The organism is Rhodanobacter sp. FW101-FHT13A11 (assembly GCF_058790335.1).
The window spans coordinates 14,653-32,333 of the sequence record NZ_JBYTCN010000008.1 but is presented as its reverse complement, the minus strand read 5'-3'; the positions used below and the strand labels follow the sequence as shown (position 1 = coordinate 32,333).

At 68.1% G+C, this 17,681-nt stretch carries 20 protein-coding genes; 13 read left to right on the top strand and 7 right to left on the bottom strand.

The features are described from left to right. Positions 1 to 160 precede the first annotated feature (160 nt). The 5 genes from AC3WRN_RS10360 to AC3WRN_RS10340 all read right to left on the bottom strand — a co-directional run bounded on the left by AC3WRN_RS10360 (position 161) and on the right by AC3WRN_RS10340 (position 3,896). Positions 161 to 943, bottom strand: a complete 783-nt coding sequence (locus AC3WRN_RS10360) for a succinate dehydrogenase iron-sulfur subunit (RefSeq protein WP_068095748.1) — start codon at positions 941 to 943, stop codon at positions 161 to 163. Between the two features lie 100 nt (positions 944 to 1,043). Then, positions 1,044 to 2,831 (bottom strand): succinate dehydrogenase flavoprotein subunit, encoded by a 1,788-nt coding sequence (gene sdhA / locus AC3WRN_RS10355; RefSeq protein ID WP_068095746.1) that lies wholly within the window; start codon positions 2,829 to 2,831, stop codon positions 1,044 to 1,046. Positions 2,832 to 2,835: 4 nt separating this feature from the next. Then, on the bottom strand, positions 2,836 to 3,249 hold the full coding sequence (gene sdhD / locus AC3WRN_RS10350; RefSeq protein WP_068095745.1) for a succinate dehydrogenase, hydrophobic membrane anchor protein: 414 nt from the start codon (positions 3,247 to 3,249) through the stop codon (positions 2,836 to 2,838). Next, positions 3,246 to 3,641: a succinate dehydrogenase, cytochrome b556 subunit gene (sdhC, locus tag AC3WRN_RS10345; protein WP_068095744.1), complete on the bottom strand. Its 396-nt coding sequence runs from the start codon at positions 3,639 to 3,641 to the stop codon at positions 3,246 to 3,248. Before sdhC ends, sdhD begins: the two co-directional genes overlap by 4 nt. 87 nt (positions 3,642 to 3,728) lie before the next feature. Further along, on the bottom strand, positions 3,729 to 3,896 hold the full coding sequence (locus tag AC3WRN_RS10340; protein WP_082823549.1) for a DUF1674 domain-containing protein: 168 nt from the start codon (positions 3,894 to 3,896) through the stop codon (positions 3,729 to 3,731). A gap of 130 nt (positions 3,897 to 4,026) precedes the next feature. On the opposite strand from AC3WRN_RS10340, the gene ygfZ reads away from it, so the two are divergent. After that, positions 4,027 to 4,830, top strand: coding sequence for a CAF17-like 4Fe-4S cluster assembly/insertion protein YgfZ (gene ygfZ / locus AC3WRN_RS10335; protein WP_492622890.1), 804 nt, complete (start codon positions 4,027 to 4,029; stop codon positions 4,828 to 4,830). A gap of 485 nt (positions 4,831 to 5,315) precedes the next feature. Further along, positions 5,316 to 5,750, top strand: coding sequence for a cell wall hydrolase (locus tag AC3WRN_RS10330; protein WP_492622889.1), 435 nt, complete (start codon positions 5,316 to 5,318; stop codon positions 5,748 to 5,750). Between the two features lie 83 nt (positions 5,751 to 5,833). Here AC3WRN_RS10330 and AC3WRN_RS10325 read toward each other — a convergent pair whose 3' ends face one another. Continuing rightward, a complete protein-coding gene (locus AC3WRN_RS10325; RefSeq protein ID WP_492622888.1) occupies positions 5,834 to 6,337 on the bottom strand; it encodes an outer membrane lipoprotein in 504 nt (167 codons plus the stop codon). 28 nt (positions 6,338 to 6,365) lie between these two features. Continuing rightward, positions 6,366 to 6,953 carry a glycine zipper 2TM domain-containing protein gene (locus AC3WRN_RS10320; protein WP_068095737.1) on the bottom strand — a complete coding sequence of 196 codons (588 nt, stop codon included), beginning with the start codon at positions 6,951 to 6,953 and terminating at the stop codon, positions 6,366 to 6,368. A 167-nt stretch (positions 6,954 to 7,120) separates the two neighbouring features. Here AC3WRN_RS10320 and AC3WRN_RS10315 point away from each other — a divergent pair, with 167 nt between their 5' ends. From AC3WRN_RS10315 to ccmB, 11 genes are all read left to right on the top strand, one after another. Continuing rightward, positions 7,121 to 7,888, top strand: coding sequence for a TatD family hydrolase (locus AC3WRN_RS10315; protein WP_492622887.1), 768 nt, complete (start codon positions 7,121 to 7,123; stop codon positions 7,886 to 7,888). 79 nt (positions 7,889 to 7,967) lie between these two features. Continuing rightward, positions 7,968 to 8,492, top strand: a complete 525-nt coding sequence (locus AC3WRN_RS10310; protein WP_492622886.1) for a MarR family winged helix-turn-helix transcriptional regulator — start codon at positions 7,968 to 7,970, stop codon at positions 8,490 to 8,492. An 11-nt stretch (positions 8,493 to 8,503) separates the two neighbouring features. Beyond that, entirely contained in the window at positions 8,504 to 9,976 is a 1,473-nt protein-coding gene (locus AC3WRN_RS10305) for an efflux transporter outer membrane subunit (protein WP_492622885.1), read from the top strand. After that, a complete protein-coding gene (locus AC3WRN_RS10300) occupies positions 9,973 to 11,181 on the top strand; it encodes an HlyD family secretion protein (protein WP_492622884.1) in 1,209 nt (402 codons plus the stop codon). Before AC3WRN_RS10305 ends, AC3WRN_RS10300 begins: the two co-directional genes overlap by 4 nt. A gap of 8 nt (positions 11,182 to 11,189) precedes the next feature. Next, positions 11,190 to 12,752: a DHA2 family efflux MFS transporter permease subunit gene (locus AC3WRN_RS10295; protein WP_492622883.1), complete on the top strand. Its 1,563-nt coding sequence runs from the start codon at positions 11,190 to 11,192 to the stop codon at positions 12,750 to 12,752. A 79-nt stretch (positions 12,753 to 12,831) separates the two neighbouring features. Continuing rightward, a complete protein-coding gene (phaR, locus tag AC3WRN_RS10290; protein ID WP_068095727.1) occupies positions 12,832 to 13,329 on the top strand; it encodes a polyhydroxyalkanoate synthesis repressor PhaR in 498 nt (165 codons plus the stop codon). A gap of 114 nt (positions 13,330 to 13,443) precedes the next feature. Beyond that, entirely contained in the window at positions 13,444 to 14,205 is a 762-nt protein-coding gene (phbB, locus tag AC3WRN_RS10285) for an acetoacetyl-CoA reductase (RefSeq protein WP_492622882.1), read from the top strand. A 78-nt stretch (positions 14,206 to 14,283) separates the two neighbouring features. Then, positions 14,284 to 15,738: an FAD-dependent oxidoreductase gene (locus AC3WRN_RS10280; RefSeq protein ID WP_492622881.1), complete on the top strand. Its 1,455-nt coding sequence runs from the start codon at positions 14,284 to 14,286 to the stop codon at positions 15,736 to 15,738. Continuing rightward, the gene (locus AC3WRN_RS10275; protein ID WP_068095725.1) at positions 15,731 to 16,138 is read left to right on the top strand and encodes a DUF3293 domain-containing protein; all 408 of its coding nucleotides are present in this window, start codon (positions 15,731 to 15,733) and stop codon (positions 16,136 to 16,138) included. The genes AC3WRN_RS10280 and AC3WRN_RS10275 overlap by 8 nt, the downstream gene beginning before the upstream one ends. 61 nt (positions 16,139 to 16,199) lie before the next feature. Further along, positions 16,200 to 16,835, top strand: a complete 636-nt coding sequence (gene ccmA, locus AC3WRN_RS10270) for a cytochrome c biogenesis heme-transporting ATPase CcmA (protein ID WP_492622880.1) — start codon at positions 16,200 to 16,202, stop codon at positions 16,833 to 16,835. 153 nt (positions 16,836 to 16,988) lie between these two features. After that, a complete protein-coding gene (ccmB, locus tag AC3WRN_RS10265; RefSeq protein WP_068091150.1) occupies positions 16,989 to 17,675 on the top strand; it encodes a heme exporter protein CcmB in 687 nt (228 codons plus the stop codon). The last annotated feature ends 6 nt before the right edge of the window (positions 17,676 to 17,681 follow it).

Sequence of the window (17,681 nt, the reverse complement as noted above, 5' to 3'; positions counted from 1 at the left end):
GGGAGAGGATTGAGGTGAGGGGTCAATCTTGCGGCATACCTGCGCCGGAAAGAAAGCTTCGACTATCTTTCCCGCGAGCACCCGCCCCTCATCCGCCCTGCGGGCACCTTCTCCCCGGAGGGAGAAGGAACACGGTGTCGCCGCTTCGCGACGACGCGGCTTACGCGGAACGCCGCTCCACCATCAGCTTCTTGATCTCCGCGATCGCCTTGGCCGGGTTCAGTCCCTTCGGGCAAGTGCGCGTGCAGTTCATGATGGTGTGGCAGCGGTACAGCTTGAACGGGTCTTCCAGGTCGTCCAGGCGCTCGCCGGTGGCTTCGTCGCGGCTGTCGACGATCCAGCGGTGGGCCTGCAGCAGGATCGCCGGGCCGAGGTACTTGTCGCCGTTCCACCAGTAGCTGGGGCAGCTGGTGGAGCAGCAGGCGCACAGGATGCACTCGTACAGGCCGTCGAGCTTCTTGCGGTCTTCCGGCGACTGCAGGCGCTCCTTGTCGGGCACCGCACTCTGCGTGCGGATCCACGGCTTGATCGATGCGTACTGGGCGTAGAAATGGGTGAGGTCGGGCACCAGATCCTTCACTACCGGCATGTGCGGCAACGGGTAGATCTTCACGTCGCCCGAGGCCGCCTTGTCGATGGCGCAGATGCAGGCCAGCGTGTTGGTGCCGTCGATGTTCATCGCGCACGAGCCGCAGATGCCCTCGCGGCAGGAACGGCGCAGGGTCAGCGTGGGGTCGATCTCGTTCTTGATCTTCAGCAGCGCGTCCAGAACCATCGGGCCGCACGCGGCCAGGTCGACCTCGTAGGTGTCGATGCGCGGGTTCTGGTCGTCGTCCGGACTCCAGCGATAGATCCGGAAGGTACGCGGCTTCTTCGCGTCCTTCGCCGGCCAGTGCTTGCCCGGCTGGATCTTGGAATTTTTCGGTAAGCTGAACTCGCCCATGGTTTTACGTCCGGGATTCGGGATACGGGATTCGGGATACGGTCAACGCGGTGCGGGAGCCGGCTGTGCCGCATCCCGCATCCCCGATCCCGGCTCTTGCTCAATACACGCGCTTCTTCGGCGGCACCACCTCGACCTCGTCGGAGAGGGTGAACATGTGCACCGGACGATAGTCGAAGCTGGTCTTGCCGTTCTCGTCCACCTTCACCAGCGTGTGCTTCATCCATTCGGCGTCGTTGCGCTCGGGGAAGTCCTCGCGCGCGTGGGCGCCGCGGCTCTCCGGACGCTGTTCGGCCGAGTGCATGGTGCCTACGGCCTGGTCGAGCAGGTTGGCCAGTTCCAGCGTCTCGACCAGGTCGGAGTTCCACACCATCGAGCGGTCGCTGACGCGCACCTGCTTGAACGAGGCGTGCACGGCGTCGATCTTCCCGCAGCCTTCCTTCAGCGTCTCGCCGGTACGGAACACCGCGGCATCGGCCTGCATGGTGCGCTGCATGTCGAGACGGATCTGCGCGGTGGGCAGCTCGCCATTGGCGTGGCGCAGGCCGTCGAAGCGGGCCAGCGCCTTGTCCAGCGCGCTGGCCGGCAGGTCCTTGTGCGCGGCGCCCGGCTTGATGAGTTCGGCACAGCGGTGCGCCACCGCGCGACCGAACACCACCAGGTCGAGCAGCGAGTTGGAGCCCAGGCGGTTGCCGCCGTGCACCGACACGCAGGCTGCCTCGCCGATGGCGAACAGGCCCGGCACCACGGCGTCGACGTCGTCGCCCTTCTTCTGCACCACTTCGCCGTGGTAGTTGGTGGGGATGCCGCCCATGTTGTAGTGCACGGTGGGCAGGATCGGGATCGGTTCCTTGGTCACGTCCACGCCGGCGAAGATGCGCGCCGACTCGGCGATGCCCGGCAGGCGCTCGTGGATCACTTCCGGACCGAGATGCATCAGGTTGAGGAAGGCATGGTCCTTGTGTTCGCCCACGCCGCGGCCTTCGCGGATCTCGATGGTGATGGCGCGGCTGACCACGTCGCGCGAGGCCAGGTCCTTCGCGCTGGGTGCGTAACGCTCCATGAAGCGCTCGCCCTTGGAGTTGGTGAGGTAGCCGCCCTCGCCGCGCACGCCCTCGGTGATCAGGCAGCCCGCGCCGTAGATGCCGGTGGGATGGAACTGCACGAACTCCAGATCCTGCAGCGCCAGGCCCGCGCGCAGCACCATGCCGCCGCCGTCGCCGGTGCAGGTATGCGCGGAAGTTGCGCTGAAGTAGGCGCGGCCGTAGCCGCCGGTGGCCAGCACCACGGCCTGGCCGCGGAAGACGTGCAGCGTGCCCTCGTTCATGTCCAGAGCCAGCACGCCGCGGCAGACGCCTTCCTCGTCGAAGATCAGGTCGGTGGCGAAATACTCCACGAAGAAGGCGGCGTCATGCGCCAGCGCCTGCTGGTACAGCGTATGCAGGATGGCGTGGCCGGTGCGGTCGGCGGCGGCACAGGTGCGCTGCGCGGTGCCCTTGCCGTAGTGCGTGGTCATGCCGCCGAACGGACGCTGGTAAATGTGGCCGTCCTCGGTGCGCGAGAACGGCACGCCGTAGTGCTCGAGCTCGATCACCGATTGCGGCGCGTTCTTGCACATGTACTCGATCGCGTCCTGGTCGCCCAGCCAGTCGCCGCCCTTCACGGTGTCGTAGAAGTGGAAGCGCCAGTCGTCCTCGCCCATGTTGCCAAGCGCGGCGGCGATGCCGCCCTGCGCCGCCACGGTATGCGAGCGGGTGGGGAACACCTTGGTGACGCAGGCAGCCTTCAGGCCCTTCTCGGCGAGGCCGAAGGTGGCGCGCAGGCCAGCGCCGCCGGCGCCGACCACCACCACATCGTACTTGTGCTGCTGGATCTTGTAGCTTTCCACGGTTTCAGACTCCCAATGCGATGCGCAGCACGGCCAGCACGCCTGCGAGCGCACCCAGCACCGCGAGGAACTTGATCGCCACCAGCAGCACCACTTCCTTCCAGCGGGTGTGCACGTAATCCTCGATCACCACCTGCAAGCCGAGCACGGCATGCCAGAACGCGGTGACCACAAACAGAATCAGCAGCAGCGCATTCCACGGCCTGGCCACCATGGCCTTCGCCGTGGCGTAGTCGGCATGCAGCAGGGAGAGCACGGTGACCACGAACCACAGGCCGAGCGCGATCAGCGCGGCGGCGGTGACGCGCTGCGTCCACCAGTGATCCACGCCATGCTGCGCCGAGCCCAGGCCACGCGCATGCTTCATCGGGTGGCGCAGCTGGCTGCGCACGTCGTCGGTACCCGCGCGCAGGTTCATGCCGCACCTCCATGGATCAGTACGCAGGCCCAGATGGCGACCGTCAGCACGATGCTGCCGATCACCGACAACCAGCTCGAACGCACGAACTGGGGAATCGCGTAGCCCGCGCCGGTGTCCTGCACCAGATGGCGGATGCCGTTGCACAGGTGATAGCTGAGCGCCCAGCTCCAGCCCGCCAGCAGGATGAGGCCGACCGGGCTGCCGGTGCAGGTCTTGAATTGCTCGAAGGCCGCCTCGCCGGAGGCCAGCGCCAGAATCCCCCAGACCACCAGCAGCGTGCCCACGGCAAGGGCGACGCCGGTGGCGCGATGCAAGATGGAAGTCACCATCTGTATCTGCCACCTGTATACCTGCAGGTGCGGGGAGAGCGGTCGTTGCGTATCTGCCATGGCGGCTATCCTGTGTGGAATCGCTGATGCCCATGCCGCACCTTCCCCTGTCCTGATACGCAACGGCGACGTGCGCCGCGCGGTCGTTCAGAAGTCGATACAGCGCCCGTTCTTTTCCCAATCACCATAACGCGTGGGATCGGGAGCCGGCCGCTCCCCCGATGCCTTGTCCGCTGCCGGGCCCACAGGCACGGCAGTCGTTTCCGCCGGAACGGAAACTGGTGTGGATTCGGCTGGAGAGGAGGTATCGGACATGGTTTTCTTAAGCCGCCAAAGGTTAATACTTGCGGCAGTGCAGTACAACCATGCGCCACGCTTCGGCGTCGCTGCATCACGATGTCGCCACTTGTGGCTTGCCCCGCTTGCCCCCAACTCCGCCAGTCTCATGCCGACACATCATCCCGCCGAAACCCTGCTGATCGAAGGCCCCGACGCGACGGCTTTTGCCCATGCCCAGTTCAGCAGCGTGGTCAGCTCGCTCGCCACCGGCCAGTGGCAATTCGGTGCATGGCTCGATCCGCAAGGACGCGTGCGCGCACTGTTCCACCTGGCCCGGCTCGCCGACGATCGCTACCTGCTGCTGCTGCGCGGAGGCGTCGCCACGGTGATGGCCGATGCGCTGCGTCGCTTCGTGTTCCGCTCGAAACTCAGCGTGACGGCATTGCCGTCGCGCACTCTCGCGACTGGCCCGGCACTGCCGCTGCACACCGTCATGGACGATGGCGAAACCATGTCGCTCGGCTGCGACACGTACAGTCTGCGCATTACCACCTCCGGCATCGGCGACGACGCATGGCGCCTGCCGCAACTGCGCGCGGGCTGGCCCTGGCTGCCCGCGCGGCTGCTCGATCAACTGCTGCCGCCAGCCCTGTCGCTGCATCGCCTGCACGCCGTCGCCATCGACAAGGGTTGCTACCCCGGCCAGGAGATCGTCGCGCGATTGCACTTTCGCGGCGGGCACAAGCGGCACCTGCACCGCGTCAGATTGTCGCAAGCGATGGAGGCCGGCGATGTCCTGCGCGGCGAAGACCGCGATGCCGGTTGCGTAATCGACGCCGTCGTTGCGGACGACGTCATCGAAGCGCTCGTCGTGTTGAACGACGACGTTGCTGCACATGCCGGCGGCGGGCGCGCACTTGTATTCGGCGACGGCATCACGCTGCAACTCGTCGCCTCGTGGCCGGCATGAATGATGATCGCGTGATGCCTGCGTGATGCATCGGTTTTTAGCGACGACACTTGTCAACGTATCGTGAGCGTCAGTTAAACTTCGCCGCCCCGGCACTTGCCAGCGGAAAATTCCGCCACTAGGCTCCGCCGATCGAATATCGCGGCATCCGGAATACGGGGTGCCGATACGCGCGACGAACCGGATGAATCCGAATCGGCGCGACCCGGCAGAAGCAGCGCCGGATGGAACACCGCCTCGCAGCCAAACGAGTGCGCAGCAGTCGATGGCAACACGGCCGATGCGGCCGCGCAACGCCCGACACCCCAATCCCGATCGGCATCGAATCCGCCGCTCGACCGCCACAATCCCGTGGCAAAACGCCGTGGCCACAAGTTTCGGCCATGGCGGTAGATCCAGGTGGAACGGCCTGCCCGCCCGTCCACCGCAACGGCGCATGAAGCTGCAATCCGGCTTCGCGCGTACAGCACGTTGGAGGCAGAACCATGAAACTTTCCATGCTGTTGTGGTTGACGTCCCTGATGCCCCAGCCCGTCGCCGACCAGGCCTGCCTGGCCACCACGGTCTACCTGGAAGCACGCAGCGAACCCCTCAATGGGCAACTGGCCGTGGCCGAGGTCGCGATGCGCCGGCTCGATCGCGGCCGCTGGGGCAACACCGTGTGCAAGGTGGTCACGGCGCCGCACCAGTTCGCGATCACCACCACGCCGGGCTCGTTCGAGGTCAACAACCTGGAAGCCTTCAACAAGGCATGGCAAGTGGCCGGCACGTCGCTGCGCAACTGGCAGCTGCCGATCGCGCAGCGGCGCATGCTGGTGCCGCACGCGGATCATTTCGCCACGACCGCGATCGCACCGGCGTGGTCGCACAACCGGCCCAGCGTGACGATCGGCGAACATGCGTTCTACGCCGTGAACTGATCTTCGCACTGGCGTCGAAATAAAAAAGGCCCTCTTTCGAGGGCCTTTTCCGTTTGGACATCCAGACGTCCAGACGTCTTCACTCAGCGTGGATAGACGTGGTCGCCACGTACCTCGACATAGTCACCGTTGCGGACACCCGGATTCTCGCGTTGGGTCACCGTGGCGTACTGGCCATTGTCCAGCCTCACCACGATGCGCCATGCGACACCGCCGCCGTCATTGCGCTTGCCGATCTGGTTGCCGACCACGCCGCCGGCAACCGCACCCACCACGGTGGCGGCCTTGCGGCCGTCGCCCTTGCCGACCTGGTTGCCGAGCACGCCGCCGGCAACCGCACCGATGATCGCGCCCAGCGTGCCGCCGTTGCCGTTGCCATCGATGTTGACCTGCTGCACCTCCTGCACCACGCCGCAAGCCTGGCAGCGGACGTTCCGGTCGCCATAGCCGTAGCCACCCTGCGACGAGCCCTGATAGCCGCGATCGTAATTGCCGTTGTTGCCGTAGGGGCCGGTGGCGCAGCCGGCGAGGGCCAGGCCTGCGGCCATCGCCGACACCAGGGCAAATTTGCTGGCGAGTGCATTCATGGGATCACGTCCTTTCCTGTGGTTGGTTTCAGCGAGCGTCGGACACGGCCGTCACGCCTTCCTGCACCTGCACCCGATCGCCGGGGTCGTGGTCCATCCGCACCGTGCGGGTGACGCCGTTGTATTCGTAGCGCACGTCATAGCCGACGATCTTGTTGCTGGTGTTGTTGACGGTATCGCACTTGCGTTCGACCGAAGTGCTCACCTGGGCATGCTGACGGCTGGCCTGGATGCGGTTGCCGGCGTAACCGCCGCCGACCGCTCCCGCCACCGTGGCCAGGGTCCGGCCCTTGCCGCCACCGACCTGGTTGCCGAGGAGACCGCCCACCACGGCACCAATCGCCGTACCGGCGATCTGGTGCTGATCCTTCGGCGGCTCGGTGTGCGTGACCGTCTCGTCGTGGCAGACCTGTTTCGGGTTGTTCACCGTCGAGCGCACCGGATCGACGCTGACCACCTTGGCGTACTTGACCCCAGCATCCGCACTGGCGCTGGCGCCGGCATCAGCAGAGGCATTGGAAACACCCGCATCCGCGTTGCGGTTGCAGGCCGAGAGACCGGTGGCCAGCGCTGCCGCGACGGCGATATTGAGTACATTGACTGTCAACCTGTTCATCACAATCCTCTCCTCTGTTTTTGTTGGGCCGTATTGCCGGGTACCCGCCGCAGCAACCCGTGTGGTCATTGAACCGTTTTCCAACTGAATCGGAGCTAGCTCACGCCCGTTACATTATCTTCACGTCAAGGTCGCGGAACTCTCTGCCAGTGCACGAAAAACGAATCATGTCCCAGCTCGTCGACAGCCATGTTCACCTCGATGACCGCGCCTTCGCCGACGATCGCGCGGCAGTCATCGAACGCGCCTGCCTGGCCGGGGTCGACAGGATGGTCGTTCCCGCCGTCGATGCCGGAAGTTGGCCGAAAATCCGCGACCTCTGCGCCCGTCATGCCGGCCTGTATCCCGCCTACGGGCTGCACCCGATGTTCCTGTCCCAGCATGCGCCGGAACATGTCGAAGCGCTGTCTTCCTGGCTGAACGAAAACCATCCGGTGGCGGTCGGCGAGATCGGCCTGGACTTCCACGTGGACGGCCTCGACCGCGAGTTGCAGCGGCATTATTTCGCCAGTCAGCTGCAACTGGCGCGCGAACGCGACCTGCCGGTGATCGTGCACGCCCGCGGCGCGCTGGAGGAAGTCACCCTGACCCTGCGCCGCAGCGGCCGCTTGCGCGGTGTGGTGCACAGTTTTTCCGGCAGCGAGCAGCAGGCCCGGCAACTGTGGGCCATGGGTTTCCACCTGGGCATCGGCGGCCCGGTGACCTACGAGCGTGCACAGCGCCTGCGCCGCATCGTGGCGCAGATGCCGATCGAGTTCCTGCTGCTGGAAAGCGATGCCCCGGACCAGCCCGCTGCCGCCCACCGCGGCGAACGCAACGAGCCGGCGTGCGTCGCCGAGGTTCTGCGCTGCATCGCGGCGCTGCGCGGCGAACCGGAGGCCGGCATTGCCGCCGCCACCACCGCCAACGCCCGCCGCCTCTTCGGCCTCGGCTGACACCCTGCCATCCGTCACTTGCAAGCCCCGCCGAAGGCTTGCTATCTTTTACTTCATTGGTGAATTATAAATCAGTGAAATGGCACGCATCACGAATTGTATTGCGATGATGGATGAAGGCATCGGCCGGGTGAGCCAGCTCATCCCGCGGATGCCCGAGCAGGAGGCGCGGTTGTGCCGGCTGATGCTGATGGTCGGCGCAAGCATGGAGGAAGGGCTCGAGTTCAAGCTCATGCCGCACAAGCTCAACCACAGCGAGTTCATCACCCTGATGATCCTGTACAGCCGCCCGGACGGCAGTTCGACGCCCGGCGAGCTTTGCGAGTTCACCAGCCAGGGCGCCACCAACATGACCCGCATCGCGAATGCACTGGTGAAGCGCGGCCTGATCACCCGCGGCACCAGCGAGGAGGATCGCCGCCGCGTGGTGATCCGCATCACCACGGCAGGCCGCCACTTCGTGCAGAAGATGCTGCCGCCGATGTTCCCCCGCCTGGACGCCATGTTCGCCGGCTTCAGCGCAACCGACAAACGGCACTTCAGCCGCCTGCTGCGCAAGCTCGCCCGCAACCTCGATCAGCTCGGCGAGGCCTCCCATCCATGAAGGAAACACCGATGAAGCACGCCCCGCTCCGCGGTCGCCCGGTGCTGGTCGCCGCGATCGTGCTGATGCTGGCCGGCTGCGCCACCGCGCCGGCCAGGCTGGGCCCGCCCGCGCTGCGCGACGACGTGCCGCTGGCCGGCCTGCAGGCACCCGCCCGCGCCGGCTGGCCGGCCGCCGATTGGTGGCGCCAGTACGACGATCCGCAGCTGGACGACCTGATCGACCGCGCCATGCGGCAGTCGCCGGACCTGGCCCTGGCGCAAAGCCGCGTGCAGGGCGCCGAGCAGTCGGCAAAGCTGGCGGCGGCACAGCTCGGCCTGTCGGTCAACGGCAGCGCGCAGGTGTCACGCCAGCGGATGAGCGAGCACGGCCTGATCCCGAGCAAGTTCCTCGGTTTCACCTGGTACAACCAGGCCGACCTCGGCGTGCAGCTGCAATACGACTTCGACTGGTGGGGCAAGAAGCGCGCGACGATGGAAGCGGCGCTGGACCAGGCGCGCGCCGCCGAAGCGCAGCGCAGCGCGGCCGCCCTGGCGATCCAGTACGCCGTCGCCGATACCTATTTCGGCTGGCAGGCCGACCAGGCCCGGCTGCAGCTCGCCGACCAGTCGCTCGCCACGCAGCAGCGGCTTGCCGACGTCGCCGGGCTGCGCGTGCGCCAGGGCGTGGACCTGCCCGACGAAGCGCAGAAGGCGCAGGCCCAACTGGCCGCGGTGCGCGAGATGCGGGTGGCGCTCGACGGCTCGGCGAAGATCCGTCGCGCCGCGCTCGCCTCGCTGCTCGGCGTGGCGCCGGCCGACCTGCCCATACTGCAGGCGCGTCCGCTGCCGGCGATCGCGCGCGGCGTGCCGGCCGATGCCGGGCTGGACCTGATCGCGCGCCGCCCCGACATCGCCGCCAGCCGCTGGCAGGTCGAGGCGGCGCTGAAACAGACCGATGCCGCACGCGCCGAATTCTTCCCCGACATCGGCATCACCGCGCTCGCCGGCCTCTCCAGCATCGACCTGGACAAGCTGCTCACCGCCGGCAGCCGCACCTTCGCGCTGACCCCGGCGCTGCACCTGCCGATCTTCAGCGGCGGCGCACTCGAGGCCAACTATGGCGTGCGCAGGACCCAGCTCGACGCCGCCGTGGCGCAGTACGACGGCGCCGTGCTGGGCGCCGCGCGCGAGGTGGCCACGCAGGCGTTGAGCGCCGAGCAGGTCGCCGCCCGCCAGCGCGAGCAGCAGGCCCAGCTCGACGCCGGGCAGCGCCTGCTGGAGAGCGCGCAGGCGCGCGCGCGCCAGGGCGTTCGCGACATCCGCGAGAGCCTGGGCGCGCAGGCCGCGCTGTTGCAGCAGCGCGACGCCGCCGCCCAGTTGCAGGCGCAGGCCGTGAGCACCGACCTGGCCCTGATCAAGGCGCTTGGCGGCGGTTACCGCCGCGCCGGCGAAACCGACGCACCCTCCTCCCCTTCCGCCAACGCCGGAGCCGCCCGCCCATGAGCGCCACTGAATCCGCCACGACCTCCGTCGACGCCAATGACAGCGGCATGGCCGCGAAGGATCCGGCCAAGCGCCGCCGCACGCTGCTGATCGTGGCCAGCGCCTTCATCCTCGCCGCGCTGGCCTGGTTCCTGCTCTGGTTCTTCGTGTTCTCCACCCGCGAGAAGACCGACAACGCCTACGTGGGCGGCAACCAGGTGGCGATCTCGGCACAGGTGCCGGGCACCGTGGTGGCGATCCTCGCCGACGATACCCAGCACGTCGAGGCCGGCCAGGTGCTGGTGAAGCTGGACAGCACCGATGCCGACACCCGGCTCGCGCAGGCGCGCAGCGCGCTGGCCCAGTCCGTGCGCGGCGTGCGCCAACAGACCAGCTCGGCGACCAGTGCCGACGCGCAGGTGGTCGCCGCGAGGCTCGACCTGAAGGAGGCCGAGGCGGACCTGCAACGGCGCCTGCCGCTGATCGCCGCCCAGGCCGAATCGCCGGAGATCGTGCAGCACCTGCGCGACGGCGTGGACCAGGCGCGCGCCGCGGTGGACGCCGCCGCGGCGCAGTCCGCCGCGGCGCACGCGGCGATCGAGGGCACCGACGTGGCGCAGAACCCGGTGGTGATGCAGGCCCGCGCGAACTTCCGCGCCGCCTGGGTCGCCGCGCAGCGCAACGCGATCTATGCGCCGGTATCCGGCTACGTGGCCGAGCGCAGCGTGCAGCTGGGCAACAGCGTGCAGCCGGGCCAGCAATTGATGACCGTGGTGCCGCTGCACGACCTGTGGATCGACGCCAACTTCAAGGAAAGCCAGCTGCGCCACATCCGCATCGGCCAGCCGGCGACGATCGTCTCCGACCTGTACGGCAGCGACGCGGTCTACCACGGCAAGGTGGTCGGCCTGGGCGCCGGCACCGGCAGCGTGTTCTCGTTGCTGCCGGCGCAGAACGCCACCGGCAACTGGATCAAGGTGGTGCAGCGCGTGCCGGTGCGCATCGCGCTGGACAACAAGGAACTGGACCAGCACCCGCTGCGCATCGGCCTGTCCACCGACGTCACCGTCGACATCCGCAACGACCGGGGCAGCGTGCTGGCCAACCCGGCGACGCCGCAGCCGGTGGCGCAGACCGACGTCTACGAGCAGATGGCCAGCAAGGCCGACGCGGAAGCGGAGCGGATCATCCGCGCCAACCTGTCCCACGCCACCGCCGCAAACTGAGCCGCAGCATGGCCGCCACGCCGAACGACGCCGCCCCCGCCGCCCCGCCGAAGCCGCTGCACGGCGCGCCGCTGGCGCTGCTCACCATCGCCGTCGCGTTCAGCACCTTCATGGAGGTGCTGGACATGACCATCGTCAACGTCGCGGTGCCGCACATCGCCGGCAGCCTCGGCGTGAGCCCCAGCGAAGGCACCTGGACGATCAGCTCCTACGCGCTGGCCAGCGCGATCATGCAGCCGCTCACCGGCTGGCTGGCGCGCCGCTTCGGCGAGGTGAAGACCTTCGTCGGCTCGGTGCTGCTGTTCGTCATCTTCTCGATGCTGTGCGGCCTGGCCACCAGCATGCCGATGCTGGTGATCGGCCGCCTGCTGCAGGGCGCCGGCTCCGGCCCGATGGTGGCGCTGTCGCTGACCCTGCTGCTGTCGAACTACCCGAAGGAGAAACAGGGCATCGCGCTGGCGCTGTGGGCGATGACCGTGGTGGTGGCGCCGATCTTCGGCCCGATCCTGGGCGGCTGGCTCACCGACAATTTCTCGTGGCCGTGGATCTTCTATATCAACCTGCCGGTAGGGCTGGCGGCGGCGGCGGTCACCTGGGGCCTGCTGCGCAAGCGCGAGACGAAGACCTACAGGGCGCCGATCGACGCGATCGGCCTGCTGCTGCTGGTGGTCGGCGTGGGCTGCCTGCAGTTCATGCTGGACAACGGCAACGACCACGACTGGTTCGCCTCGCCGATGATCCTCACCCTCGGCCTCACCGCGCTGGTCTGCCTCACCTTCCTGATCGTGTGGGAGCTGCACGCGAAGCATCCGGTGGTGGATCTGTCGCTGTTCAAGGAGCGCAACTTCACCGTCGGCGTGATCAGCCTCTCGCTGGGCATGTTCGCGTTCTTCGGCATCAACGTGGTGTTTCCGCTGTGGCTGCAGATCACCCTGGGCTACACCGCCACCTGGGCCGGCCTGGCCACCGCGCCGGTCGGCGTGCTGGCGTTCCTGATCGCGCCGGTGCTGGGCAAGAACATGCACCGGCTGGACCTGCGCGCGGTGGTGACGTTCGCGTTCCTGGTGTTCGCCGGCACCGCGTACTGGTTCTCCACCTTCGACAGCTCGGCCTCGTTCTCCACCCTGGTGGTGCCGCGCTTCGTGATGGGCCTGGCCATCCCCTGCTTCTTCATCCCGCTGAACCAGGTCTACCTGTCCGGCCTGCCGGTGGACCAGATCGCCAGCGCCTCGGGCCTGTCCAACTTCTGCCGCACCATCGGCTCCAGCGTGTCCACTGCGATCATGGTGACCCTGTGGCAGCATCGCGGCGAATCGCACCATGCCAGCCTGACCGAATACGTCAGCCCCGGCCATCCGGCGGCGACCGAGTTCGTCGGCCAGCTGTCGCATGCCGGGCTGTCGCACACGCAGAGCCTGGGCCTGGTCGACCAGTTGCTGACGCGCGAAGCGCTGACCCTGGCGGTGAACGACGTGTTCTGGGGGTGCGCGATCCTGTTCGTGCTGCTGATCCCGGTGCTGTGGTTCGCCAAGCCGCCGTTCGGCAGCGCCGGCGGCGCGGTCGGCCACTGAAATGCTGCAGCCGTCGGCTGCAGCATGAAAAATCCCGTCCGACTGGTGCGTCGCAATATCTTCTGCTAGCGTTCGCCGCATGGCACAAACTAAACGCATCATCAAGAAGTATCCGAACCGGCGTCTCTACGACACGGAGATCTCCAGCTACATCACGCTGGAGGAAGTCCGCCAGCTGGTCCTGGACAACGAGGACTTCGAGGTCCGCGACGCCAAGACCGGCGAGGACCTGACCCGTTCGGTGCTGCTGCAGATCATCTCCGAGCACGAGGACAAGGGGCAGCCGATGCTGTCGCCGCAGTTGCTCAGCCAGATCATCCGCTTCTACGGCGACTCGCTGCAGGGCTTCATGGGCCCTTACCTGGAGCGCAGCCTGCAGGTCTTCCTCGACCAGCAGACGCAGTTCCGCAGCCAGCTCAACAGCCTGATGGGGCAGACTCCCTGGAACACGCTGAACGACCTCACCGAGCGCAACCTCGCCGCGTTCCAGGCGCTGCAGCGCGGCCTGATGGACACCGCCGCCAAGGTGATTCCCACCCCCGGTGCGACCGGCCGCAGCGGCAAGAAATCCGGCTGATTCCGGCCTGACTCCCACGGCGCGCTTCGGCGCGCCGTTCGTTTGCACCCCATCCCGATCGCTGCAGCACAACATGTGCTGCCCTGCGGCATGAACGCACCGATGGATCCGAACATGACTCGAACCGACCTTTCTTCCCGCCTTGCCCTGGTCACCGGCGGCATCGGCGGCATCGGCACGGAAATCTGCCGGCAGCTGGCCCGCACCGGGCGCAAGGTGGTCGCGCTGGACCTGGCTTCGCGCGAAGAGCGCGTGGCCGCATTCCACGATGAGGTCGCCGGCTTCGAGGGCGCCATCGCGTTCGAGCCGGCCGACGTCAGCGATTTCGACAACTGCCGGCATCTGGTCGAACGGATCGAGCAGCAGCACGGCAGCGTCGACATCCTGGTCAATGCCGCCGGCATCACCCGCGACGCCAGCCTGCGCAAGATGACGCCGCAGCAATGGCACGAGCTGATGCGGGTGAACCTGGACGGCGTGTTCAACATGTGCCGCCACGTAGTCGAGGGCATGGCCGCGCGCGGCTTTGGCCGCATCGTCAACATCAGCTCGGTGAACGGCCAGACCGGCCAGTTCGGCCAGACCAACTACTCCGCCGCCAAAGCCGGCGTGCACGGCTTCAGCATGGCGCTGGCGCGCGAGACCGCGCGCAAGGGCGTCACCGTCAACACCGTCTCGCCCGGCTACTGCGACACCCCGATGGTCGCCGCCGTGCCCGCCGAGATCCGCGCGCAGATCATCGCCGACATCCCGGTGGGCCGGCTCGGCCTGCCGTCCGACATCGCCCGCGCCGTGGCCTTCCTCACCGCCGACGACGCCGGCTACATCACCGGCGCCAACCTGCCGGTGAACGGCGGCTACTTCATGAGTTTCTGAGGAACGTTCCGGCCGCACGGGATTGCAGTCGCGCGCCGCTTGCGGAACAGTGGGCGGACTTCCTCCACGGACCGCAGCATGGCGCAGCCCACCATCACCCTCATCGGCGGCGGCCTGGTCGGCGCGCTGCTGGCGCAGCAGCTGGCCGGACGCGGCTTTGCCGTCGAGGTGTTCGAAAAGCGGCCTGATCCACGGCTGGCCGGCATCCTGGGCCGCTCCAGCGCATCCTGCGCCCGCGGCACTCGTCCATCCATGGACAGCGGCGGCCGCTCGATCAACCTGGCACTGGCCGAGCGCGGCCTGCAGGCGTTGCGCACGGCGGGCCTGGCCGACGACGTGTTGCGGCATGCGGTGATGATGCGCGGGCGCATGGTGCACACGCAGGACGGCGCCAGCGGCCTGCAGCGCTACGGCGTGGACGACAGCGAGGTGATCTGGTCGGTCTCGCGCGGCGCGCTGAACACGCTGCTGCTGGACGCGGCCGAGGCGGCCGGCGTGCGCTTTCATTTCGGCCAGTCGCTGGTCGGCGCCGACCTCGACCGGCAGCGCATCCGGCTCGCCGACGAGGCGGGCGTGCAGCGCGAACGGGATGCCGGGCTGCTGATCGGCGCCGACGGCGCCGGCTCCGCGGTGCGCGCGGCGATGAACGCGCATGCACCGCTGGGCGAACGGATCGAATCGCTCGGCCACGGCTACAAGGAGCTGGAAATCCCGCCGGCCGGCGAGTTGCCAGCCGCGGTACTGCAGCTCAGCGGCGGCCACGACCAGTTCGCGCTGGAGCCGCACGCGCTGCACATCTGGCCGCGCGGCGGCTACATGTGCATCGCGCTGCCGAATACCGAAGGCAGCTTCACGGTGACCTTGTTCCTGCCGGCGCAAGGCGCCGCGCCGAGCTTCGCCACCCTGCCCGACGCCACTGCCGCGGCCGCGTTCTTCCGCGAACAGTTCCCGGGCCTGCTGCCGCTGATCCCGCGCTTCGGCGAGGATTTCGACAGCCACCCGGTCGGCACGCTGTCCACCCTGTACCTCGAGCGCTGGCACCTGGATGGCCGCGCGCTGCTGCTCGGCGACGCGGCGCACGCGATCGTGCCGTTCCACGGCCAGGGCATGAACTGCGGCTTCGAGGACACCGTGGTGCTGACGGACCTGCTGGCCGAGGCGCCGGACGACAGCGCCGGGGTGTTCGCCGAATTCCAGCGCGTGCGCCAGCCGAACGCCGACGCGATCGCCGCGATGGCGCTGGAGAACTACGTCGAGATGCGCGACTCGGTGGCCGACCCGCACTACCTGGCCAAGCGCGAACTGGGCGGCGCGCTGGCCGCGCGGATCCCCGGCCATTACATGGCGCGCTATCGCCTGGTGACCTTCACCCACGTGCCCTATGCCTACGCGCTCGAACGCGGCCGGGCGCAAGACCATTTGCTGGAACAGCTGCTGCGCGACACGCCGAACGTGGCGGATATCGACATCGAAGCCGCCGCGCGGCTGTTCCAGTCGACGCTGGAGCCACTGCCGAGACTGCGCCATGGATGAAGCCCTGCTCGAAGCGTTTCACGCCACCGCCTACCACGTCTGCCTGGATACGGTGACTTGGGCAACGATCCGCGTGGACCTGCCCCTGCCGGCCCGGCTCGCGGCCGCGGTCGGTTCGCGCCCGTGGGCATTCATTACGGCATGGAATCCGCAGGCGCGCCGACGCCCGCCGGCGGAGAACCTGGCCGCACAGGGCGAACTGCTGGCCGCACTGCAGGCCCAGCCCGGCGTCGTCGTCCATCCGGCCATCGGGGTAGGCACTTCCGGCTGGAGCGAGCCCAGCCTGTTCGTCGCGGGGGCGGCTGTCCCCGTGCTGGACAAGCTGGCCAGGACCCACGGGCAGCTGGCCTACGTGCACGGCGAAGCCGGCAGCGCCGCCCTTCTGCGGGTGCTGGACTGACCCGCGCAGCGGCAGCGCGCCGCATGGACAAGCGCCCTCGGCATTGCGGACAATCGAGGCGATGACCGCCGCCGACACCGCCATGCCCCTGCTCGAAGCTCGGGCCTTGAGCTTTTTTCGCCAGGATGAGCCGGTGTTCGCACCGCTGAACTTCCGGTTGCGCGCGGGCGAACTGGCCCTGGTCGAAGGCGACAACGGCAGCGGCAAGACCACCCTGCTGCGCATGCTGGCCGGGTTGCTGCACATCGGCGCCGGCGAGCTGCACTGGCGCGGCGAACCGCTGCAGCGCGACCGCTGCGCCGGCGAGATCCTGTTCCTCGGCCACCAGCTCGGTCTCAAGGCGGATCTCAGCCCGCGCGAGAACCTGCACGTCGCCGCCGGCCTGCACGGCATTCGTGACGGCGCCAGCGTGGCCGCGGTACTGGCCCGGATCGGCCTGCGCGGCTACGAGGACGAACCGGTGCGCCGGCTGTCGGCCGGCCAGAAGAAGCGCGCCGCGCTGGCCCGGCTGCTGTTGCTGCCGGCCAGCCTGTGGCTGCTCGACGAGCCATACGCGAACCTCGACCGCATCGGCATCGCGCTGGTGAACGCATTGCTGGAAGCGCACACCGACGCCGGTGGCGCGGTGATGGTCACCAGCCACGGCACGGTGAGCTTCCATGGCGGCGAGCCGCGACGGATCCGCATGCATGATTAAGGTGGCCGGAAATTCCATGCATGGACCCCTCCCCCTGCTTGCCCCGAAGGGACTTCCTTCGGTCGCAGAGGGAGGCCGGGAGGGGGTTCACTCTTGCGCAAGAGCGTTACCCCTCCCCAACCCTCCCCTGCGCGCAGGGGAGGGAGCACAACGATGAACCGTCCCGCCCTTACCAGCGCCTGCGCCGCGATGCTGCGGCGCGACCTCACCCTCGCCTGGCGCCGGCGCGGCGACATCGCGATGCCGGTGCTGTATGCGCTGATCGTGACTACGCTGTTCCCGTTCGCGCTGGGCCCGGAGGACACCCTCCTGCAGCGGATCGCCGGCGGCGTGGTACTGGTCACCGTGCTGCTGGCGATGCTGCTGGCGCTGGACGCGATGTTCTCCAGCGACATCGAGGACGGCTCGCTGGAGCAACTGGTGCTGGCGCCGCAGCCGCTGGCGCTGATGCTGGGCATGAAGATCCTCGCCCACTGGCTCGCCACCGCGCTGCCGCTGATCCTGATCGCGCCGCTGATGGCCGCGATGCTGCACCTGCCCGGCGCGGTGATCCCGGTGCTGCTGCTGGCGCTGGCGCTGGCCACGCCGCTGCTCAGCCTGCTCGGCGCGGTGCTGGTGGCGCTGACGGCCGGCACCCGGCGCTCTGGTATGCTGCTCGCCTTGATGCTGTTGCCGCTTTGCGTGCCGGCCGTGATCTTCGCCGCCGGCGCCGTGGCGGCCGCCCAACAGGGTTTGCCGTGGCTCGCACCGGTCGCCTGGCTCGCTGCCGCCCTGGTGCTGGCCGTGGTGCTGGCGCCACTGGCCTGCGCGGCGGCCCTCCGTATTGCCCTGGATGCTTGATGGGTT

Coding starts and splice junctions, on each gene's coding strand:
- AC3WRN_RS10360 (WP_068095748.1), bottom strand. CDS start 943: ATGGGCGAGTTCAGCTTACCGAAAAATTCCAAGATCCAGCCGGGCAAG.
- sdhD (WP_068095745.1), bottom strand. CDS start 3,249: ATGAACCTGCGCGCGGGTACCGACGACGTGCGCAGCCAGCTGCGCCAC.
- sdhC (WP_068095744.1), bottom strand. CDS start 3,641: ATGGCAGATACGCAACGACCGCTCTCCCCGCACCTGCAGGTATACAGG.
- AC3WRN_RS10340 (WP_082823549.1), bottom strand. CDS start 3,896: ATGTCCGATACCTCCTCTCCAGCCGAATCCACACCAGTTTCCGTTCCG.
- ygfZ (WP_492622890.1), top strand. CDS start 4,027: ATGCCGACACATCATCCCGCCGAAACCCTGCTGATCGAAGGCCCCGAC.
- AC3WRN_RS10330 (WP_492622889.1), top strand. CDS start 5,316: ATGAAACTTTCCATGCTGTTGTGGTTGACGTCCCTGATGCCCCAGCCC.
- AC3WRN_RS10325 (WP_492622888.1), bottom strand. CDS start 6,337: ATGAATGCACTCGCCAGCAAATTTGCCCTGGTGTCGGCGATGGCCGCA.
- AC3WRN_RS10320 (WP_068095737.1), bottom strand. CDS start 6,953: ATGAACAGGTTGACAGTCAATGTACTCAATATCGCCGTCGCGGCAGCG.
- AC3WRN_RS10315 (WP_492622887.1), top strand. CDS start 7,121: ATGTCCCAGCTCGTCGACAGCCATGTTCACCTCGATGACCGCGCCTTC.
- AC3WRN_RS10310 (WP_492622886.1), top strand. CDS start 7,968: ATGGCACGCATCACGAATTGTATTGCGATGATGGATGAAGGCATCGGC.
- AC3WRN_RS10305 (WP_492622885.1), top strand. CDS start 8,504: ATGAAGCACGCCCCGCTCCGCGGTCGCCCGGTGCTGGTCGCCGCGATC.
- AC3WRN_RS10300 (WP_492622884.1), top strand. CDS start 9,973: ATGAGCGCCACTGAATCCGCCACGACCTCCGTCGACGCCAATGACAGC.
- AC3WRN_RS10295 (WP_492622883.1), top strand. CDS start 11,190: ATGGCCGCCACGCCGAACGACGCCGCCCCCGCCGCCCCGCCGAAGCCG.
- phaR (WP_068095727.1), top strand. CDS start 12,832: ATGGCACAAACTAAACGCATCATCAAGAAGTATCCGAACCGGCGTCTC.
- phbB (WP_492622882.1), top strand. CDS start 13,444: ATGACTCGAACCGACCTTTCTTCCCGCCTTGCCCTGGTCACCGGCGGC.
- AC3WRN_RS10280 (WP_492622881.1), top strand. CDS start 14,284: ATGGCGCAGCCCACCATCACCCTCATCGGCGGCGGCCTGGTCGGCGCG.
- AC3WRN_RS10275 (WP_068095725.1), top strand. CDS start 15,731: ATGGATGAAGCCCTGCTCGAAGCGTTTCACGCCACCGCCTACCACGTC.
- ccmA (WP_492622880.1), top strand. CDS start 16,200: ATGACCGCCGCCGACACCGCCATGCCCCTGCTCGAAGCTCGGGCCTTG.
- ccmB (WP_068091150.1), top strand. CDS start 16,989: ATGAACCGTCCCGCCCTTACCAGCGCCTGCGCCGCGATGCTGCGGCGC.